Here is a 19,031-nt window from a genome sequence, read left to right as displayed (position 1 = left end):
GCGGGCCAGTAGGGCGATCGGCGGTACGCGAAGGGCCCCGTCCCCGGTGCGAACACCGGGGGCGGGGCCCTCGTACGTCAAAAGATCAGAAGCGGCGGGTGATCAGGGCCCGCTTCACTTCCTGGATCGCCTTAGTGACCTCGATGCCGCGGGGGCACGCGTCGGTGCAGTTGAAGGTCGTGCGGCAACGCCACACGCCGTCCTTGTCGTTGAGGATCTCCAGGCGCTGCTCGCCCGCCTCGTCGCGCGAGTCGAAGATGAAGCGGTGCGCGTTGACGATCGCCGCCGGGCCGAAGTACTGGCCGTCGTTCCAGAACACCGGGCACGAGGACGTGCACGCGGCGCACAGGATGCACTTGGTGGTGTCGTCGAAGCGCTCGCGGTCCTCGGCGGACTGCAGGCGCTCGCGCGTCGGCTCGTTGCCCTTGGTGACCAGGAACGGCATGACGTCCCGGTACGCCTGGAAGAAGGGCTCCATGTCGACGACGAGGTCCTTCATCACCGTCAGGCCCTTGATGGCCTCGACCGTGATCGGCTTCTCCGGGTTGATGTCCTTGATCAGCGTCTTGCAGGCGAGCCTGTTCTTGCCGTTGATCCGCATCGCGTCGGAGCCGCAGATGCCGTGCGCGCACGAGCGACGGAAGGTCAGCGTGCCGTCGAGGTCCCACTTGATCTTGTGGAGACCGTCGAGCACGCGCTCCTTCGGGTCGATCTCGATCTGGAAGTCCTGCCAGGTCGACTCGTCCGAGATCTCCGGGTTGAACCGGCGGATCCGGAACGTGACCGTGATGAACGGCGAGGCGGCGGCCGCCGCCTCCATCTGGTCCGTCTTGCTGAGGGTCGGGGTGGCCATCAGTACTTACGCTCCATCGGCTGGTAGCGGGTGACGACGACCGGCTTGTAGTCCAGGCGGACCGAGTCCTGGCCGTTGTCGTCCACCTCGCGGTACGCCATGGTGTGGCGCATGAAGTTGACGTCGTCGCGGTTCGGGTAGTCCTCGCGGTAGTGACCGCCGCGGGATTCCTTGCGCGCCAGCGCGGACACGGCCATGACCTCGGCCAGGTCGAGCAGGTTGCCCAGCTCGATGGCTTCCAGCAGGTCCGTGTTGAAGCGCTTGCCCTTGTCCTGGACGGACACGTTCAGGTACCGCTCGCGCAGCTCCGCGATCTTCTCGACCGCGGTCTTGATCGTCTGCTCGGTGCGGAACACCATCACGCAGGCGTCCATCGTCTCCTGGAGCTCCAGGCGCAGGTCGGCGACCCGCTCGTTGCCCGTGGAGTTGCGCAGCCGCTCGACCTGGTCGATGACCTGCTGCGCCGGGTTCTCGGGCAGCTCGACGTAGTCGTGGGCGTGGGCGTACGCGGCGGCCGCGATGCCCGAGCGCTTGCCGAAGACGTTGATGTCCAGCAGCGAGTTCGTGCCCAGGCGGTTCGCGCCGTGCACCGACACGCAGGCGACCTCGCCGGCCGCGTACAGGCCCGGGACGACGGTGGTGTTGTCCATGAGGACCTCACCCTCGACGTTCGTCGGGATGCCGCCCATGGCGTAGTGCGCGGTGGGCTGGATCGGGATCGGGTCCGTGTACGGCTCGATGCCCAGGTAGGTGCGCGCGAACTCGGTGATGTCCGGGAGCTTCGCGTCGAGCTGCTCCGGCGGCAGGTGCGTCAGGTCCAGGTACACGTGGTCACCGGCGGGACCGCAGCCGCGGCCCTCACGGATCTCGGTGTAGATGGAGCGCGAGACGACGTCACGGGACGCGAGGTCCTTCATGACCGGCGCGTACTTCTCCATGAAGCGCTCGCCGTCCTTGTTGCGGAGGATGCCGCCCTCACCGCGGGCGCCCTCCGTCAGCAGGATGCCCATGCGCCAGATGCCGGTCGGGTGGAACTGGAAGAACTCCATGTCCTCCAGCGGCAGGCCGCGGCGGTAGCAGGCCGCCTGGCCGTCACCCGTGAGGGTGTGCGCGTTGGAGGTCACCTTGAAGAACTTGCCGGTGCCGCCGGAGGCGTAGATGACGGACTTCGCCTGGAACACGTGGATCTCGCCGGTGGCGAGCTCGTACGCGACCACGCCGGCCGACTTCTTGACGCCGTCCTCCTCGACCAGGAGCTGGTCCAGGACGTAGAACTCGTTGAAGAACTCCACGCCCTCCTTGACGCAGTTCTGGTACAGCGTCTGGAGGATCATGTGGCCGGTGCGGTCCGCGGCGTAGCAGGACCGGCGGACCGGCGCCTCGCCGTGGTTGCGGGAGTGCCCGCCGAAGCGGCGCTGGTCGATGGTGCCGTCCGGGGTGCGGTTGAACGGCAGGCCCATCTTCTCGAGGTCGAGGACCGCGTCGATGGCCTCCTTCGCCAGGATCTCGGCGGCGTCCTGGTCGACCAGGTAGTCACCGCCCTTGACCGTGTCGAAGGTGTGCCACTCCCAGTTGTCGTCCTCCACGTTGGCGAGCGCGGCGGCCATGCCGCCCTGCGCGGCGCCCGTGTGGGAGCGGGTGGGGTAGAGCTTGGTCAGCACGGCGGTGCGGCTGCGCTTCGTCGATTCGATGGCGGCGCGCATGCCTGCGCCGCCCGCCCCGACGATGACGGTGTCGTACTTGTGGATCTTCATTGGTTTCGCCTCAGCCCCGTTGCCTAGCGGATGTTCGGGTCGAAGGTGAAGATCACCAGCGTGCCCAGAAGAATGGTGAACACCGTGGCGGTGTAGAGCAGGCCCTTGAGCCACAGGCGCGTGTTGGCGCGCTCCGCGTAGTCGTTGATGACGGTACGCAGACCGTTCGCGCCGTGCAGCATCGCGAGCCACAGCATCAGCAGGTCCCAGCCCTGCCAGAACGGGGAGGCCCAGCGGCCCGCCACGAAGGCGAAGCCGATCTTGGAGACGCCGCCGTCGAGGACGAGCTGGATCAGCAGGTGGCCGATGACCAGGACGACGAGCACGATGCCCGAGAGGCGCATGAAGAGCCACGCGACCATCTCGAAGTTGCCGCGCGTCGAGCGCGGGGTCTTGCTGGTGCGCTTGCGCGGTGCCTCGATGTACGGCGCCGGGTTGTCGACGTCGTAGAGGGACACGCCCTCCACGTCACCGATGCCCTTTTCGAAAGAAGTGTCAGAAGACATGCGTGTCACTTCCCGAAGAGTTCGAGGTAAGCGTGTCCGAGGACGGGGTACAGGGCCATGACCATCAGCACGACCCAGATGCCCACCACGGTCCAGAGCATCTGCTTCTGGTAGCGGGGGCCCTTGGACCAGAAGTCCACGGCGATGACACGGAGACCGTTGAGCGCGTGGAACAGGATTGCGGCGACGAGGCCGTACTCCAGCAGCGCGACGATCGGCGTCTTGTAGGTAGCCACGACATCGTCGTACGCCTCGGGGGAGACGCGGACGAGAGCGGTGTCGAGGACGTGTACGAACAGGAAGAAGAAGATGAGGACGCCGGTGACTCGATGAGCCACCCAGGACCACATTCCTTCCCGGCCGCGGTACAACGTTCCAGCCGGCACGGAAAACCCTCCGGAAGCGGGGCGGGGGCCAGCCGGCTTCTTTGTCGGTCGGGCCCGGCCGGGTACGGTCCTCCGGCCCCGGACATCGTAGCGACGCTTTGTCGGTTCCCTCGCGCGGGGGCCATCGGTGTGATCAAACAGGCACGGACGGACTATCCCACAGGGGCGAATAGACCGAATTCGGCCGCAGATACCCCATCCGCCGAGGTCAGCCAGTGTGTCAGGTCGGCGAGCCGGACCTGCGCGACGCGACGGAGCTCGTCCGCGGAGATCGCGCGCTCCTCGTCCACGTCCAGCTCCATCCGCCGCCGGATCGCGGCCAGCAGCTGGTCGGCCTGCTCCTCCGGGGTGGTTCCGTCGAGGCAGATCACGAAGGCGTGCCCGAAGGTGCGCTCGTACTCCCCGTGCGCCGCGTCGAGCGCGAGGAGCGCGGCGTACGAGGCCCCGCGCTCCAGTTCCGGCGGGAACTCGCAGGCCAGCGCCTCGGAGAGGTCCCCCTGGGAAAGGTCGTACGAAGCTTCGTCGGCGGCGGCGAGTAGCGCGCCGAAGTCGGGGTAAGGGCGGTGGGCGGCCACCCGATGGGCCCAGCGCCGGCTGCCGCAGCAGTGCAGCAGGGCGGCGTGCGCGGCTTCAGGGGACAGGGCGTTGAACCGTACGAGCCCGGCTCCGTCGAAACGGCCGTCGTCGTGGAGGGGGTGGGAGCCGTGGGAAGGGTCGGAGCCTCCTCGGGCCTGTGCCGGAAGGTGGCTGGACAGCGTGGGGCTCCTCGTGGCGTGGCGCGGGTGTCCCGCCACGCTATCGACGCGGAGCCGGGTGTGTCGTACCCATTCCGGGATTTCACCCGGAAGTGAGCCGAAAGGATGACGGGAGCACGTGCCGGGCCAGGTGCGGGGCCGCTCGGCGACCGCGCGGAAGGCCGGGGCATGATGGCCGGGAGGACGGCGGCGGAGGCCGGAGAGACCCGGAGAGAAGGGGAAGGCGACCGAGGCCGCCACCCCCCACAGGAGAGGCCCCGGCCGCCATCCGTCGCGGACTCGTGCGACAAGCCCGCACCCCTCTCAGCGCCTTCGGTGCGTTTTGTGTCACACCTCGCTCCGCGCAGGGATGGTTGCGCGTTGTACAACTCGTGGACGAAGGTGCTTGAAAGCCGTAACGTGCTGATTTGCGCCACACATACGGGACTGTGAACGGGTTGGGGATTTTGCTGGGGGACGACGCGGAGCTGACCACCGCGGTGCTCGCGGCACAAGACGGCGACGAGCTCGCGTTCCGTTCTGTGTACCGCGCCGTGCACCCGCGCCTGCTCGGATACGTCCGCACGCTCGTCGGGGACGGCGACGCCGAGGACGTCACCTCCGAAGCCTGGCTGCAGATCGCCCGCGACCTCGACTCCTTCACCGGCGACGCCGACCGCTTCCGCGGCTGGGCCGCCCGCATCGCCCGCAACCGGGCCCTCGACCACATCCGCATGCGCGGCCGCCGGCCCGCCGTCGGCGGGGACGAGACCGAGCTGACGGGCCACGCGGCCGAGTCCGACACCGCCAGCGAGGCCATGGAGTCCCTCTCCACCTGCCGCACGATGGAACTCATAGCCCAGCTCCCGCAGGACCAGGCCGAGGCGGTCGTCCTGCGGGTGGTCGTCGGCCTCGACGCCAAGAGCGCGGCCGAGACCCTGGGCAAACGGCCCGGCGCGGTGCGCACCGCCGCGCACCGGGGCCTGAAGAAGCTGGCCGAGCTGCTCGACGGGGCCGAGGACTTCGACCCCGGTTCCGACGCCGGGCCGGGTCCCGGCTCCGCCGTCGCCGTCGGCTCCGGGCGGGCGCGCGGCCTCGGCGATAATGACGGGAGTCGCGCACGGGGCGCGGGGGGCGGACGGGACCTCGACGCCGTTCCCGCACAGCGGGTCCGCGCCGCGGATCTCGTAGAACAAACCGGTGTGACGGATTCACGTTGGCGGACGCAGAAGGACATGTGATGGCCGACGAGCGCGACAGGTGGCTGGACGAAGCCGCGGCGGACGCACTGCTGCGCGGGGAACCGGCCGTACCTGGCGCCGAGCACCGTGCCCGGGTCCGGGCCGAGCGGCTGCGCGCCGCCCTCGACGCACTCGCCGAGCCGCCGCCACCCGCGGCGCCGGGCGGGCTCCCGGGGGAACTGCGCGGAGAGGCCGCCGCCGTGGCCGCGTTCCGCGCGCGCGGATCCGTACTCCGGGCGGTGGCGCAGACGCGGGCTCCGGACACCGCGCTGTTCGGCTCCGCGGACACGGTGGTCGAGCTCGGCCCGCGGTCCGGCCCGGCCGGACGCGGTTCCCGGCGCGGCCGGCCGGTCCGCTTCGCCCTCGCCGCCGCCGTGGCGAGCGTCGCCGTGGGCGGCCTCGCGGCCGCCGCGGGCACCGGACTGCTGGACCGCCCCGCCCGGAACGCCGCCGGGGAGCTGCCCGCCGTCTCCGTGACGGCCGGATCCTCCCCGGCCGCCCTGTCGGACGGCGGCTACGCGACGCCCCTGGCGCCGTCGCGCACCACCGCGCCGCGCGGCGAGCCCCGCGGCGGCATCCCGAGCCCGGGCAACACCCCGGGCGGGGACGGACGTACGACGACGGGACCCGGCGCCGCCGCCGGGGTGACCGGAGACACCGGCACGCAGCCGCCCGCGGACGGCGGCTCGGCCGGGAGCAAGGACGGCCGGGGCGACCGCTCGCGCCAGGGCGGCGCCGACGGCGCGGCGACCGACACCGCGGGTGGTTCGGACCGGGACCGGGAGGGCCGCACCGGAGCGGTGGAGCTCTGCCGGGACTACCGGGCGGGGCGGCTCGACGATGCCCGCCGCGAGAAGCTCGTGCGCCTGGCCAAGGGGCTGCTGCGGGTCCCGCGCTACTGCCAGGTGGTGCTCGGCCTGGCCACCGGCGGGGGATCGGGCGGAGAGACGCCGGGCTCCCCGCCGGGTTCCGCGCCGCCCGGGGGATCCCCCTCGGGCCCGGACTCCCCGTCGCGTTCGCTGGGCCTGGTCCCGGCCGGGACGGCTCAGCCGGAGCGCACGGAGGCGGGTCCGGAGGCGGGTCCGGACCGCTGAGGACCGGCTATCGGACACTGGCCTGAAACGGTTCGCGTCCCGCCTGTAACACTTTTCGAACCGGCGGCGCAGTACATAACGAGCCGACTGGTCATCGGCCGCGCATGAGCCGGGGTTCCCCCCGTACCCCTGGGCTCTGCGCAACCGGCGCGGGCGGGATTCGTTCCCCCGATCCCGCCCGCGCCCTCAACTTCCGACCGGTGACGCCGGGATCGGGCGCCCCCGCGCCGGGTGGTCCGCAGGTCACCTCCCGCAGGTCACCTCCCGCAGGTCACCGTCCGCAGGCACCTCCCGCGGGTCACCAGTAGACGACGACCTTGTCGCCGACCTTCACCGCGTCGAACAGCGTCGCCAGCCTGGCCTTGTCCCGGACGTTCACGCAGCCGTGCGAGGCGCCGGCGTAACCGCGGGCGGCGAAGTCGGCCGAGTAGTGCACGGCCTGGCCCCCGTTGAAGAACATCGAGTACGGCATCGGCGTGTGGTAGATCGTCGACGTCCAGTCCTTGGCCTTCCACTCCACCTTGAACTCGCCCTCGCGGGTCGGGGTCTTCTCCGAGCCGAAGCGCACGTCCAGCGTGGAGACGACCTTCCCGTCGATCATCCAGGCGAGGGTGCGGCTCTCCTTGCTGATGCACATCACCCGGCCGGTCATACAACGCGCGTCGGGCGCGTCCGGCTCGTTGACGGTCGGCGGGCGCAGCTCGGCGGCGGTCGGCCTCTTGGTGGCGTTCTGGATCTTCTTCCAGGTGGGCTCGTCCACGCCGCCGGTGGCGGTCAGGCCGTTCTTCGACTGGAAGGTCTTGACCGCGGCGGTCGTCTTCGAACCGTAGAAACCGGTCGGAGCGACCGACATCAGCTTGAGCTGGCGCAGTCGGGCCTGCAGTTCGCGGACCAGCTCGCTGTCGTCACCGTTCGCCATGATCTGCTTCACGGTCGGCTTGGGCGAGGCGGAGGGCGAGGGCGAGGAGGACGGCGAGGAGGACGGGGACGCCGACGGCGAGGCGTCGCCGGGCTTTCCGTCCGTCGACGGCGAGGCGTCGGGAGTGGCGACCGCCGTGGGCGATGCGGGAGCGGAAGGACCGGGGCCCGCGGACTCCGGGTTCTTCGGTCCGCATGCGGTCGCGGCGAGTGCGACGGCGGTGGCCAGGCCGAGTGCGCGGATTATTACCTTCTGGCGGTGCATAGCGGTCCCCCGATTTCTACGTGTGTATCTAGGTGATGCGACGTGGGCGTGGTCAGTTGCAGGGACGGCCGCGATGTTGCGCCATTGTGACCAGCGGTCGCGGAGCGGTCGCAGAGAGGTCGCAGAGAGGTCGCTGCGGGGACGTTTTATCAGCCCCGGGCCCCTCGGATCCACGAAGGAGCGCGTCACATGGAGCGGCACACCGAGAGCGGGATCCCGATCGCGCCCGTCTACGGCCCGGGCGACCTCGCCGGCTGGGACCCCGGGACCGAACTGGGGGAGCCGGGGGAGTACCCGTACACCCGGGGCGTCCACCCGACCATGTACACCGGGCGGCCCTGGACCATGCGCCAGTACGCCGGTTTCGGTACGGCCGCCGAGTCCAACGCGCGCTACCGCCGGCTCATCGCGGGCGGCGCCGCCGGGCTGTCCGTGGCCTTCGACCTGCCCACCCAGATGGGTCACGACTCCGACGCCCCGCTCGCGCACGGCGAGGTCGGAAAGGTGGGCGTGGCCATCGACTCGGTCGAGGACATGCGGGTGCTGTTCGACGGGATCCCGCTCGACCGGGTGTCCACCTCGATGACGATCAACGCGCCGGCCGCGCCGCTGCTCCTGCTCTACCAACTGGTCGCCGAGGAGCAGGGGATCGAGCCCGGCCTGCTGACCGGCACGGTCCAGAACGACGTGCTGAAGGAGTACGTCGCACGGGGGACCTACATCTTCCCGCCCGGCCCCTCCCTGAGGTTGACGGCCGACGTCTTCCGCTATTGCCAAGGCGAGCTCCCGAAGTGGAACACCATCTCCATCTCCGGCTACCACATGGCCGAGGCCGGGGCCTCGCCCGCGCAGGAGATCGCCTTCACGCTGGCCGACGCGATCGCGTACGTACGGACCGCGCTGGCCGCCGGGATGGAGGTCGACGCCTTCGCGCCCCGGCTGTCGTTCTTCTTCGTCGCCCGCACCACCCTCCTGGAGGAGGTCGCGAAGTTCCGCGCCGCCCGGCGGATCTGGGCCCGCGTCATGCGCGAGGAGTTCGGGGCCCGGGACCCGAGGTCCCTGATGCTGCGCTTCCACACCCAGACCGCCGGAGTGCAGCTGACGGCGCAGCAGCCGGAGCTCAACCTGGTGCGCGTGGCCGTGCAGGGCCTGGCCGCCGTGCTGGGCGGCACCCAGTCGCTGCACACCAACTCCTTCGACGAGGCGATCGCGCTGCCCACCGAGAAGTCGGCCCGCCTCGCGCTGCGGACCCAGCAGGTGCTGGCGTACGAGACGGACGTGCCGCACACCGTCGACCCCTTCGCCGGGTCCTACGCGGTGGAGCGGATGACGGACGAGGTGGAGGCGGCGGCGCTCGACCTGATGGCGCGGGTGGAGGCGATGGGCGGGGCGGTGGCCGCGATCGAGGCGGGCTTCCAGAAGGAGGAGATCGAGCGGAACGCGTACCGGATCGCCCGGGAGACCGAGAGCGGCGAGCGCGTGGTGGTCGGGGTCAACCGCTTCGCGCTGGACGAGGAGGAGCCGTACGAGCCGCTGCGGGTGGATCCGGCGATCGAGGACCGGCAGCGGGCCTCCCTGGCCGCGCTGCGGGCGGGGCGCGACGGGGCGGCCGTGGACGAGGCGCTCGCGGCGCTCCGGGAGGCGGCGGCGGGCACGGAGAACGTGCTCTACCCGATGCGGGAGGCGCTGCGGGCCCGGGCCACGGTGGGGGAGGTGTGCGGGGTGCTGCGGGAGGTGTGGGGGACGTACGTGCCGGCTGATTCCGGCTGGTGACCGGGGCTGATTGCGATGTGGTCCCAGTCCGTGAAATCAACTGGCGCGACAGGTGTGTCCCCATGGGACACTCCTGCACATGCTGGGTGTCACAGATCTTCCGACGTACATCGCCGGCCTGGTGCTGATCATTTTGCTGCCGGGGCCGAACTCGCTCTACGTGCTCTCCGTCGCCGCGCGCGGCGGGGTCCGCCAGGGGTACCGGGCCGCCGCCGGCGTGTTCACCGGGGACGCCCTGCTCATGACCCTGGCCGCGGTCGGCGCCGGGGCGCTGCTGCAGACCAGCCCGATCGTGTTCGGCGTCGTCAAACTGCTCGGCGCCGGGTACCTGACCTGGCTCGCCATCGGCATGCTGCGGGGCGCGTGGACCATGTGGCGCGCCCGCCGCGAGCGCGCCGCGGCCGGTGAGTCCGTCCCGGAGGCGGGCGTGGCCGCCGCCGCGGTGAAGGCCGGCGAGACGGAACGGCCCTACCGGCGGGCGCTGCTGATCAGCGTGTTCAACCCGAAGGCCATCCTGTTCCTGATGTCCTTCTTCGTGCAGTTCGTGGACTCGGCCTACGCCTACCCGGCACTGTCCTTCCTGCTGCTGGGCACCCTGATGCAGATCGGCAGCTTCCTCTACCTGACCACGCTGATCTTCGGCGGCAACCGGCTGGCGGCCGCCTTCCGGCGCCGCAAGCGGCTCGCGGCCGGGGCCAGCTCGGCGGCGGGCGTGCTGTTCCTCGGCTTCGCGGCGAAGCTCGCCGTCAGCTGACCCGGCGGGGCGGTCAGCTGACCGCCCTGCGCAGCAGCCGGGCGACGCGGCGCGCGGCGCGGCTGCGGGGCAGGAAGGAGAACTGCGCCGGGATGCCGCCCGGCAGGCCCAGGGTGGTCAGCCGGCGGCGGGTGAAGTAGCGCCAGGTGTCCGCGGTCAGGTTCGCGGCGAGCCAGCCCTCGGCCTCCGCGCGGCGCTCCGCGAGGATCTTGGGCTGCATGGTGAAGCCCACCGCCGTGATCAGGCCGGTCAGTTCGGCCGCGACCCGTTCGGGCCCCGGCGGGGTCCAGGAGCGTACGGCCGCGGGGTCCGCGAGGTCGGGCAGCAGGGCGTCGGCCAGCACGAGCGGGATCCGGTTGCTGTTCGGGTACGGGGACAGGCGCGCGAGGACGGCCCCCGTGCCGGTCCGGGCCACCGGGAGCCCGTACAGGGTGGCGGCGGTCAGCAGTCCCGTGGAGAAGCAGCCGACGACCAGCGCCGGGCGCAGCCGCTCGTAGAGGGTCTCGGCGAGCACCGGGGTGCTCAGTACGGTCAGCCGGACGCCGAGCCGCTCGGCCTCCTCCTCCGCCCGGCGGGCGTAGGCGGCGGGGGCGCTGGGGTGCGGTTTGAAGACCAGCTCGCGGTGGCCCAGCGCGTGCGCGCCCCGGACCATCTCCCCGTGCAGCTCCTCCTCCTCGGCGGCCGGCACCAGGTCGAGGGCGGAGAGGTACTGGCCCAGCAGGAGCGCCGGGGCGTCCGGGCCCTCGGAGTCCGCCCCGGCCGGCGCCGTCGCGCTCCGCCGCGGCGTCCGCTCCGGCGTCTGCTCCGGCGTCTCCACCGCTCCTTCGAGCTCGCCGATGACCTTGAGGAAGGCGGCGGCCGGGATCGCCTCGGCCCGTACGCCGAACTCGGTCAGCAGCAGCGGCTCCAGGCCCGGTACGAGGTCCAGGTGCAGCACCCGCCGTACGCGCATCCCGAGCCCGGGATCGAGGCGGAAGCGGGTGGGACCGTAGCTCATCAGCCCGTCGGCGTAGACCTCCATGGCCGCACCGGGGAAGATCCGGCACAGGCTCTGGGCGGGCGGCACCTGGAGGGATTCCACGATCAGCTCGACGCGGTCGTCGCCCAGCCCCCACGAGGAGCGCAACAGGCGTTCCCACAGCGGGACGTCCTCGGGGCGCGGGCTCCAGGTGCTGGGGTGCATCGGGGCGATGACGGCGTTCCAGTCGAGGACCTCGTCGAAGCGGGTGCTCAGGGTGGCGAAGCCGGGCGCGGCGGTCAGACCGGGGGCGATCTCGGCGGTGACGGAGTGGTTGCTGGTGAGCAGGATCCGGCGGCCGGCGGGCGGGAAGAGGTCCGCGTCGAGGGCGGCGGCGAGGGTGGCCGTGCCGTAGAGGGTGGAGGCCATGAAGATCTGGGTGACGTTCACGCCGTCACCCCGGTGGAAGCGGCAGACGCGGCAGAAGCGGCGGAACTCGCGGGAGCGGATCCGGCCGTGGAGCGCTTGCGGAGCCGGCGGAGCAGGGCCGCGCGGTCGGCGTCCATCGAGTCGAGCGTCTGGTCAAGGACCTGCTGGGGCATTCTGCCGAGCGCGGCCGTGCTCATCGAGCGGAGTTTTCTGGCCACGGCTGGTTCGAACCTTTCGATGGACCCGACATGGTGCGCGATAATCGCACAGTATGTTCGGACGGCCTTCGGGAGGAAAAGGTCGGAATCCCGGTCGGCGGCCGTATCGGTCAGAACTTGATCGAATGCCCGAATGAAATCGAGCTGACGCTCGTCACCGATCTGTGTCAGCGAGGTGGAAACCCCGCGACGGTAGAAGATTCCGGGCAGACCGACCGGCGCGAAGGACTCCGCCTCCCGGTGCAGCCGCCAGATCCACGGCCGGTCCTCCGCCGTCCGCAGCCCGTCCGTGAAGTGCAGCAGCCCGCGGTCCAGCAGCCGCCGGTGGTACATCCCCGCCCAGGCGTACGGATAGTCCACCGAGGTCGCGCGGCTGACGGGCAGGATCCCGGTGCGCGGATCGGCCACCACCGAGTCCGGCCCGTAGGGAACGCGCTGGACCACGCGGGTCCTGTCCGTGCACTGGACGTGGTCGGTACGGACGAAATCGCAGCCCAGGTCCTCGATGGCGGCCAGGGTCCGGGCCAGGTGGCCCGGCGCCAGCCAGTCGTCCCCGTCCATGAAGGCGATGTACTCCCCGCGGGCCGCGTCCAGACCGGTGTTCCGGGCCGTCGCCAGGCCGCCGTTGCGCTCGTGTCTGAGGTGTACGGCCCCGGGCAGCTCGCGGGCCGCCCGCTCCAGGAGCGCGGGCGTCCCGTCCGTCGAACGGTCGTCGACGAGCAGGAACTCGAAATCTTCCCGAGCGTTGAGTTCGAGGCTTTTCAGGGCATCCGGCGCATACGTCTGCACGTTGAAGAACGGCACGACAACAGAGAGCTTGAGCACGAACGAGACATTAGGGCGCCGCTCGTCATTCACCGTGGCCCGCATGCGGATTCCACGTGAACGACGCACGGCAGGGACGTTAACCCGGACGCTTTCGCGCGGAATCGACGGGTTGTTAACCCGCTGTTGTGCATTCGTTGGGCCGATCACCGAAAAGCCGGAATAACTTCTGCCGGGTGCCAGCAAGCAACCGCGCGGCCCCACCGCCCGCCCTCCGTGTGGCCGTACTCGCCGATTCCGACACCCGCTGGAAATGGGGAGCGCTCACCGCCCGCCGCCTTTCCACGGACCCGGACTCCGTCCACCTGACCGGCTACCTGCTCCGTGGCCGGGCCACGCCCACCGCGCGCCAGCTCGGCGAGGTCGGGGTCCGGGCGGACCGGCTCACCGAGGTCACCTGCGCGGAGTTCCTCGCCGAACTCCGCACGCCGCGGGGGGAGCCCGGCAACGCCCACGGCAGCGCCCACGGCCGCGCCGGCGACAGCGCCTACGACGTCGTCGTGCTCGCCCTGGTCGGCGGCGCCGTCCAGGCCGTCCTGCACGGGGCCCGGGCCCTGTGGCCGGAGCCGGGCGCGCGGCCGGTGTTCGTCACCGGGTACGTCGGAGTCGTCTACGAGAAGCTCGCCGACGGCCTGCTGCTGCGCCACGGGGCCGACCTGGTCCTCGCCAACTCCCGCCACGACGCGGAGCGGTTCCGCGCGGTTTACGAGGGCGTCGGCGCCGACGCCGGTGCCGTCGTGGAAACCGCCCTCCCCTTCCTCGCACCGGCCGAAGCCGACACGTACGACCCGGTGGGCAGCACCATCCACCGCGTGGTCTTCGCGGTCCAGCCCTCCGTGCCGGAGAACCGCGCGGACCGTACCTACCTGCTGCGCCGCGCCGCGGAACACGCCCGGCTGCACCCCGGGCGCGAGGTGCTGATCAAGCTGCGCAGCCGGCCGGGCGAGCACACCACGCACCTGGAGGAGCTCCCGTACCAGCGCCTGGCGCAGCAGCTCCCCGGCGGCCTCCCCTCCAACTGCCGTCTGGTGTACGGAAACATGGGCGAGGTCCTGGACGGCACGGACCTGCTGGTCACCGTCTCCTCCACGGCGGCCCTGGAATCCCTGCACCGGGGCATCCCGACGGCCGTGCTGACCGACCTCGGCGTCCGCGAGACCCTCGGCAACCACCACTTCCTGGGCTCCGGCTGCATGGCCTCCTGGACCCAGCTCGACGCGGGCCTGCTCCCGAAGGCCGATCCGGACTGGCTCGCGGCCCAGGGCGTGGGCGCGCCGGCGAGCACCCCGGCCGGACCTGCCGGTTCGCCTGGTGCGGCCGGCGCGTACGACCCCTACACCGCCGCGCGGGCACGCCTCACCGAGCTGCTAGCCGAAGGCCCGCTCCCGGCCCCGGCGCCCTATTACACCCAGGACACCGCGCCGGGCTACCTGCCCGGAATCCTCGCCAGGCACCACCTCGGCCCCGACGGGCACCCGCTGTCCGGCGCGCCCCGCGCCACGGCCGGTGGATCCCGGCTGCGCCGCCGGCTCCGCGCCCACCTGCGCGAGGCCGCCCGGGGTGCCTACCGCCACGGCGTCCAGCGCGTCGCGCCGGTGATCCGCCGCCTGGGGGAGCTGTGAGCACCCGCCCGGCCGGAGCCGCCGCGCCGGCCACCGCCGCGCGCGCCACCGCGCCCGCCGCCACCGCCGCCGCCACCACCGCGCCCGCCGCCGCCACCGCCGCGCCCGCCACCGCCGCCGACCCCGCGGGATCCCTCCGCGAGGCCCGCGCCGTGCCCAGGGTGCTCGCCGTGATCCCCGCACGCGGGGGGTCCAAGGGCGTGCCCGGGAAGAACCTGGCCGACGTCGGAGGGATGCCGCTCGTGGTCCGGGCCGTCCGCGCCTGCCTCGGCGCCGCGACCGTCACCGACGTCCTGGTGTCCACCGACTCCGAGGCCATCGGCGACGCGGCCCGCGGGGCCGGTGCCGTCGTGCTGCGGCGCCCCGCCGGGATCTCCGGGGACACCGCCACCAGCGAGGCCGCCGTGCTGCACGCCCTCGACTCCTTCGAGGAACTGCACTCCGTCACCGTCGACGTGGTCCTCCTCGTCCAGTGCACCAGCCCCTTCGTCACCGCCTCCGACGTGGAGTCCGTCGCCGTCGCCGTCGCGTCCGGCGCCGCCGACTCCGCGCTCACCGCGGCTCCCTTCCACGGCTTCCTCTGGCGGGCGGCCCCCGACGGCTCTGGGAGCGGGGTCAACCACGACCTCGCGTACCGCCCCCGCCGCCAGGACCGCCCCCAGGACCTCCTGGAGACCGGCGCCGCCTACGCCATGGACGCCGCCGGCTTCCGGACCGCCCGCCACCGCTTCTTCGGGCGGACCCTCCCGGTCGCCACCGACCCGGCACGGGTGCTGGAGATCGACGATCCCCACGACCTGGCCCGCGCCCGCGCCCTCGTACCCGTACTCACCCCCGTGGCCACACCGGCCACCGCACCCCTCCCCACCCCGTTCCCCACCTCAGCGGTCCACACCCCGGTGCCGGCGCCCGTGCCCGCACCCGCTCGTACTCGTACACCCCACGCTCCGAAGGACAGCCCTGCCATGACGGTCACCCCCGCCCCCCGCCTCCGGACCTTCGGCTCCCGCATCGCCGGCCCCGGCCACCCCGTCTACGTCGTCGGCGAGATCGGCATCAACCACAACGGTGAGCTCGGCAACGCCCTCGCCCTCATCGACGCCGCCGCCGAAGCCGGCTGCGACGCCGTGAAGTTCCAGAAGCGCACCCCCGAGATCTGCACCCCCCGCGACCAGTGGGACATCGAGCGCGACACCCCCTGGGGCCGGATGACCTACATCGACTACCGCCACCGCGTGGAGTTCGGCGAGGACGAGTACCGCGCCATCGACGAGCACTGCGCCAAGCGCGGCATCGACTGGTTCGCCTCCCCGTGGGACACCGAGGCCGTCGCCTTCCTGGAGAAGTTCGACGTCCCCGCCCACAAGGTCGCCTCGGCCTCGCTGACCGACGACGAGCTGCTGCGCGCCCTGCGCGCCACCGGCCGCACCGTGGTCCTCTCCACCGGCATGTCCACCCCGAAGCAGATCCGGCACGCGGTGGAGGTGCTCGGCAGCGACAACATCCTGCTCTGCCACGCCACTTCCACGTACCCGGCCAAGGCCGAGGAGCTCAACCTGCGGGTGATCAACACCCTTCAGGAGGAGTACCCGAACGTTCCGATCGGCTACTCCGGCCACGAGACGGGCCTGCAGACCACCCTGGCCGCCGTCGCGCTGGGCGCCACCTTCGTCGAGCGCCACATCACCCTCGACCGCGCGATGTGGGGCTCCGACCAGGCCGCCTCCGTCGAGCCGGGCGGCCTGACCCGCCTGGTCCGCGACATCCGCACCATCGAGACCGCGCTCGGCGACGGCATCAAGCGGGTCTACGACTCCGAGCTCGGCCCGATGAAGAAGCTCCGCCGCGTCCAGGGCGAGCTCGCCTCGGTCTGATCCTTTACGCACCCCTCGCACCGTCCGGCCCTGGCGGGCCTCCCGGGCTCCGGCGCGCCGCGCCGGACTCCGTCCGGCGCGGCGCCGGCCGCACCGTTCCCTCCACCCTCCGACGAGGAGCACCTGGTGACCCGCTCAGCCCCCGCCCCGACCCTGGCCTTCGTCGAAAGTCCGGTCCAGCTGCTCAACGTCCTGGAGTGGGCGCACGCCCAGGGCGCCGGACGGCTCCTCGGAGTCGTCCCGCGCCAGCCGGCCCACGGCGGCGGCGGGAACGGGTCCGGGCCGGTCGCTTCCGCCGCCGCAGGCCTGCGGATCGTGGTGCTCCCGCCCACCGACCCCATGTCCCGGGGGCAGCTGCGCCGGATGGCGGGGCTGGCCCGGGACGAGGGGCACGAGGTGCAGTGGCAGGAGGCCCGAGGCGGCCGGTTCGCGCCGGTCAAGGCCTTGGCCGCGCTCGCGCGGGAGGTACGGGCGGCCGAGCGGGTGGTGATAGGGGATCCGTTCTCCCGCTACGTACAGCTCCTGCTCACGCTCGTCCGGGCCGAGGAGCTCGTCGTGGTCGACGACGGCACCGCGACCATGGAGTTCGTCGCCCAGACGGCCCGCGGCGAGCGCCTCGTGCGCTGGCACCGGGTCGGCGGCGGCGGGCTCCCGGGCCGGCTGCGCGAGCTGGCGTACGCGCCGGTCTCCGCGACGGCCCGGCGGCGGTTCACCCCGGGGGCCGGCGGGCGCCGCCGCGTCGAGGTGTTCAGCTCGATGCCGGTCACCGCGCACAGCGGGATGACGGTGCGGCTCAACGACTTCGCGTGGACCCGGGCCCGCTTCGGCCCGCCCCGCCTGACCAAGGGCACGGACCTGGTCGGGACCTCGCTGGTGGAGACCGGCGTGGTCGATCCGGACCGCTACCTGGAGGCGGTGCGCGCCCTGACCCTGCAACACGGGGCCACCCGCTACTTCGCCCACCGCCGGGAATCCCCGGAGAAGCTGCGCCTGCTGAGCGAGGCGACGGGGCTGGAGATCGTACGTCCGGACCTGCCGCTGGAGCTGATCGCCAGGCGGGGTCCGGTCGGCCGGACGATCGTCAGCTTCCCCTCCACGGTCGTCCACACCCTGCCCTACGCGCTGATCGGCACCGGCGTGACCGTGGCCGTATGCGATGTCGATCCGAGCTGGCTCACCGCGTCGGCCTCCGAGCGGGCCCGCGGATTCCTCGCCGGGGTCACCGACACCGCCCGTGATGTGCACAGACTTCCTGCTCAGACGGCTTCAGCGGCCGGATGAGTGGACAGTTGAGCGCGCGAGTTTACCCGCGGCTTCACCCGGTCATGCGTCCAGAGGCCGGGTTTCTTTCCCCTAACGGCATGAACTTTTGGTGATCTCCAGCCAGTTGACCCATGGGTGGCCCTACCCTTAAACGGGTGAACCAGTTGATGTCCCGCGAGTCCCAGACCGCCCAGCCCGCCGCGCCCGACCGGCCCGAGCTGCCCGGCAAGCTTCCGGACCACCTGCGCGCCGAACTGATCGCCTTCCGCCGGGACCTGCACATGCATCCCGAGCTAGGACACCAGGAGTTCCGCACCACGGCGGCGATCAAGGCCCGGCTGGAGCAAGCGGGCCTGAGCCCGCGGGTGCTGAAGTCGGGCACCGGGCTCATCTGTGACGTCGGCACCTGGGACGAAGGGGCGCGCAGCTCCTTCGAGGGTGGTGGTGGGCGACGGGAGGGCGGCGTACGTCCGATGCTGGCCCTGCGCGCGGACATCGACGCCCTGCCCATCCCGGATGCCAAGACGCACGTCCCGTACCGCTCGACCGTCCCGGACCGCGCCCACGCCTGCGGCCACGACGTGCACACCGCCGTGGTGCTCGGCGCCGGCCTCGTCCTCGCCGAGCTCGACCGCAAGGGCGAGCTGCCCCGGCCGGTGCGGCTGCTCTTCCAGCCCGCCGAGGAGGTGCTGCCCGGCGGCGCCACCGAGGCCATCGAATCCGGGGTGCTGGACGGAGTCGGCAAGATCATCGCCCTGCACTGCGACCCCCGGGTCGACGCCGGCCGGATCGGCCTGCGCAGCGGGCCCATCACCTCGGCCTGCGACCGGCTGGAGGTCACCCTCGAAGGCCCCGGCGGGCACACCGCCCGTCCGCACCTGACCACGGACCTGGTGACGGCGGCCGCCCGGCTCGCCCTCGACCTGCCGGCCCTGCTGACCAAGCGGATGGACGCCCGCTCGGGCATGTCGGTGACCTGGGGCCGGATCGAGGCCGGGCACGCCTGCAACGTCATCCCGATGCACGCGGAGCTGTCCGGAACCGTTCGGTGCCTGGACCTGAACTCCTGGCACGAGGCACCCGACCAGATCCACGCGATCATCGACGAGATCGCCGCGATGCACCGCGCCAAGTCGGAGATCACCTACGTGCGCGGGGTCCCCCCGGTCGTCAACGATCCGATGGTCACCGAACTGCTGCGCGAGGCGATGAGCGCCCGGCGCGGGGCCGACTCGGTCGAGGACACCGAGCAGAGCCTGGGCGGCGAGGACTTCTCCTGGTACCTGGAGCACGTCCCCGGAGCCATGGCGCGCCTGGGCGTCCGTACGCCGGGGGACACCGCGAAGCGGGATCTGCACCGGGGTGACTTCGACGTGGACGAGGCCGCGATCGGGGTCGGCGTGGAGTTCTTCACGGCCGCGGCGCTGCTCGACGGACGCTCCCCCGAAGGGCGACGCGCCAGGCTCGCGGGGTCGGGCGGGTAGGAGTTCGTACAACATCGGCGATTGATCCGGCGGACGCGTCCAGCCCTTGGTACACATGGGTCGGACGCGTCGGCAGTTAC

At 72.0% G+C, this 19,031-nt stretch carries 16 protein-coding genes and 1 pseudogene; 9 read left to right on the top strand and 8 right to left on the bottom strand.

The features are described 5' to 3' along the window. Positions 1 to 85 precede the first annotated feature (85 nt). The 5 genes from ACIQV3_RS26950 to ACIQV3_RS26930 all read right to left on the bottom strand — a co-directional run bounded on the left by ACIQV3_RS26950 (position 86) and on the right by ACIQV3_RS26930 (position 4,293). Entirely contained in the window at positions 86 to 853 is a 768-nt protein-coding gene (locus tag ACIQV3_RS26950; RefSeq protein ID WP_250744036.1) for a succinate dehydrogenase iron-sulfur subunit, read from the bottom strand. After that, complete coding sequence (gene sdhA, locus ACIQV3_RS26945) at positions 853 to 2,607, bottom strand: succinate dehydrogenase flavoprotein subunit (protein ID WP_403716087.1); 1,755 nt, start codon at positions 2,605 to 2,607, stop codon at positions 853 to 855. The genes ACIQV3_RS26950 and sdhA overlap by 1 nt, the downstream gene beginning before the upstream one ends. A 23-nt stretch (positions 2,608 to 2,630) precedes the next feature. Then, complete coding sequence (locus ACIQV3_RS26940; protein ID WP_243333595.1) at positions 2,631 to 3,113, bottom strand: succinate dehydrogenase hydrophobic membrane anchor subunit; 483 nt, start codon at positions 3,111 to 3,113, stop codon at positions 2,631 to 2,633. A 5-nt stretch (positions 3,114 to 3,118) separates the two neighbouring features. Further along, positions 3,119 to 3,499, bottom strand: coding sequence for a succinate dehydrogenase, cytochrome b556 subunit (gene sdhC / locus ACIQV3_RS26935; RefSeq protein ID WP_403716083.1), 381 nt, complete (start codon positions 3,497 to 3,499; stop codon positions 3,119 to 3,121). 152 nt (positions 3,500 to 3,651) lie between these two features. After that, the gene (locus ACIQV3_RS26930) at positions 3,652 to 4,293 is read right to left on the bottom strand and encodes a 2-oxo-4-hydroxy-4-carboxy-5-ureidoimidazoline decarboxylase (protein ID WP_403716082.1); all 642 of its coding nucleotides are present in this window, start codon (positions 4,291 to 4,293) and stop codon (positions 3,652 to 3,654) included. 407 nt (positions 4,294 to 4,700) lie between these two features. Between ACIQV3_RS26930 and ACIQV3_RS26925 the strand changes: the two genes are divergently transcribed. Continuing rightward, positions 4,701 to 5,474, top strand: coding sequence for an RNA polymerase sigma factor (locus ACIQV3_RS26925; RefSeq protein WP_403716200.1), 774 nt, complete (start codon positions 4,701 to 4,703; stop codon positions 5,472 to 5,474). After that, a complete protein-coding gene (locus ACIQV3_RS26920; RefSeq protein WP_403716079.1) occupies positions 5,474 to 6,568 on the top strand; it encodes a hypothetical protein in 1,095 nt (364 codons plus the stop codon). The genes ACIQV3_RS26925 and ACIQV3_RS26920 overlap by 1 nt, the downstream gene beginning before the upstream one ends. Positions 6,569 to 6,866: 298 nt before the next feature. On the opposite strand, the gene ACIQV3_RS26915 is transcribed toward ACIQV3_RS26920, so the two are convergent. Continuing rightward, positions 6,867 to 7,751, bottom strand: a complete 885-nt coding sequence (locus ACIQV3_RS26915; RefSeq protein ID WP_403716077.1) for a L,D-transpeptidase family protein — start codon at positions 7,749 to 7,751, stop codon at positions 6,867 to 6,869. A gap of 189 nt (positions 7,752 to 7,940) precedes the next feature. Here ACIQV3_RS26915 and ACIQV3_RS26910 point away from each other — a divergent pair, with 189 nt between their 5' ends. Together ACIQV3_RS26910 and leuE are read left to right on the top strand one after the other, a co-directional pair. Then, a complete protein-coding gene (locus ACIQV3_RS26910) occupies positions 7,941 to 9,524 on the top strand; it encodes a methylmalonyl-CoA mutase (protein ID WP_403716075.1) in 1,584 nt (527 codons plus the stop codon). A 79-nt stretch (positions 9,525 to 9,603) separates the two neighbouring features. Then, positions 9,604 to 10,278, top strand: a complete 675-nt coding sequence (leuE, locus tag ACIQV3_RS26905) for a leucine efflux protein LeuE (protein ID WP_403716073.1) — start codon at positions 9,604 to 9,606, stop codon at positions 10,276 to 10,278. Positions 10,279 to 10,291: 13 nt separating this feature from the next. Here the strand turns inward: leuE and ACIQV3_RS26900 are convergent, their stop codons facing one another. Further along, entirely contained in the window at positions 10,292 to 11,665 is a 1,374-nt protein-coding gene (locus ACIQV3_RS26900; protein ID WP_403716198.1) for a polysialyltransferase family glycosyltransferase, read from the bottom strand. A gap of 17 nt (positions 11,666 to 11,682) precedes the next feature. Then, on the bottom strand, positions 11,683 to 12,708 hold the full coding sequence (locus ACIQV3_RS26895; RefSeq protein ID WP_403716196.1) for a glycosyltransferase family 2 protein: 1,026 nt from the start codon (positions 12,706 to 12,708) through the stop codon (positions 11,683 to 11,685). Between the two features lie 176 nt (positions 12,709 to 12,884). Here ACIQV3_RS26895 and ACIQV3_RS26890 point away from each other — a divergent pair, with 176 nt between their 5' ends. From ACIQV3_RS26890 to ACIQV3_RS26870, 5 genes and pseudogenes are all read left to right on the top strand, one after another. Then, positions 12,885 to 14,330 (top strand): DUF6716 putative glycosyltransferase, encoded by a 1,446-nt coding sequence (locus ACIQV3_RS26890; protein ID WP_403716071.1) that lies wholly within the window; start codon positions 12,885 to 12,887, stop codon positions 14,328 to 14,330. Then, positions 14,327 to 14,848 (top strand): annotated as a pseudogene (locus tag ACIQV3_RS26885) (cytidylyltransferase domain-containing protein); the annotation flags it as partial. The gene ACIQV3_RS26890 and the pseudogene ACIQV3_RS26885, both read left to right, overlap by 4 nt. Positions 14,849 to 15,295: 447 nt before the next feature. After that, complete coding sequence (locus tag ACIQV3_RS26880) at positions 15,296 to 16,204, top strand: N-acetylneuraminate synthase family protein (RefSeq protein ID WP_389436224.1); 909 nt, start codon at positions 15,296 to 15,298, stop codon at positions 16,202 to 16,204. Positions 16,205 to 16,327: 123 nt separating this feature from the next. After that, positions 16,328 to 17,485, top strand: coding sequence for a hypothetical protein (locus ACIQV3_RS26875; RefSeq protein WP_403716193.1), 1,158 nt, complete (start codon positions 16,328 to 16,330; stop codon positions 17,483 to 17,485). 149 nt (positions 17,486 to 17,634) lie between these two features. Then, positions 17,635 to 18,951 (top strand): amidohydrolase, encoded by a 1,317-nt coding sequence (locus tag ACIQV3_RS26870; RefSeq protein WP_403716191.1) that lies wholly within the window; start codon positions 17,635 to 17,637, stop codon positions 18,949 to 18,951. Positions 18,952 to 19,031: the final 80 nt, after the last annotated feature.

Origin of the sequence: Streptomyces sp. NPDC099050 (assembly GCF_044759865.1) — a bacterium.
In the GTDB taxonomy this organism is placed as follows: Bacteria; Actinomycetota; Actinomycetes; order Streptomycetales; family Streptomycetaceae; genus Streptomyces.
Note: the sequence above shows the minus strand (reverse complement) of the source record. Positions and strands in the feature narration are given on the sequence as shown.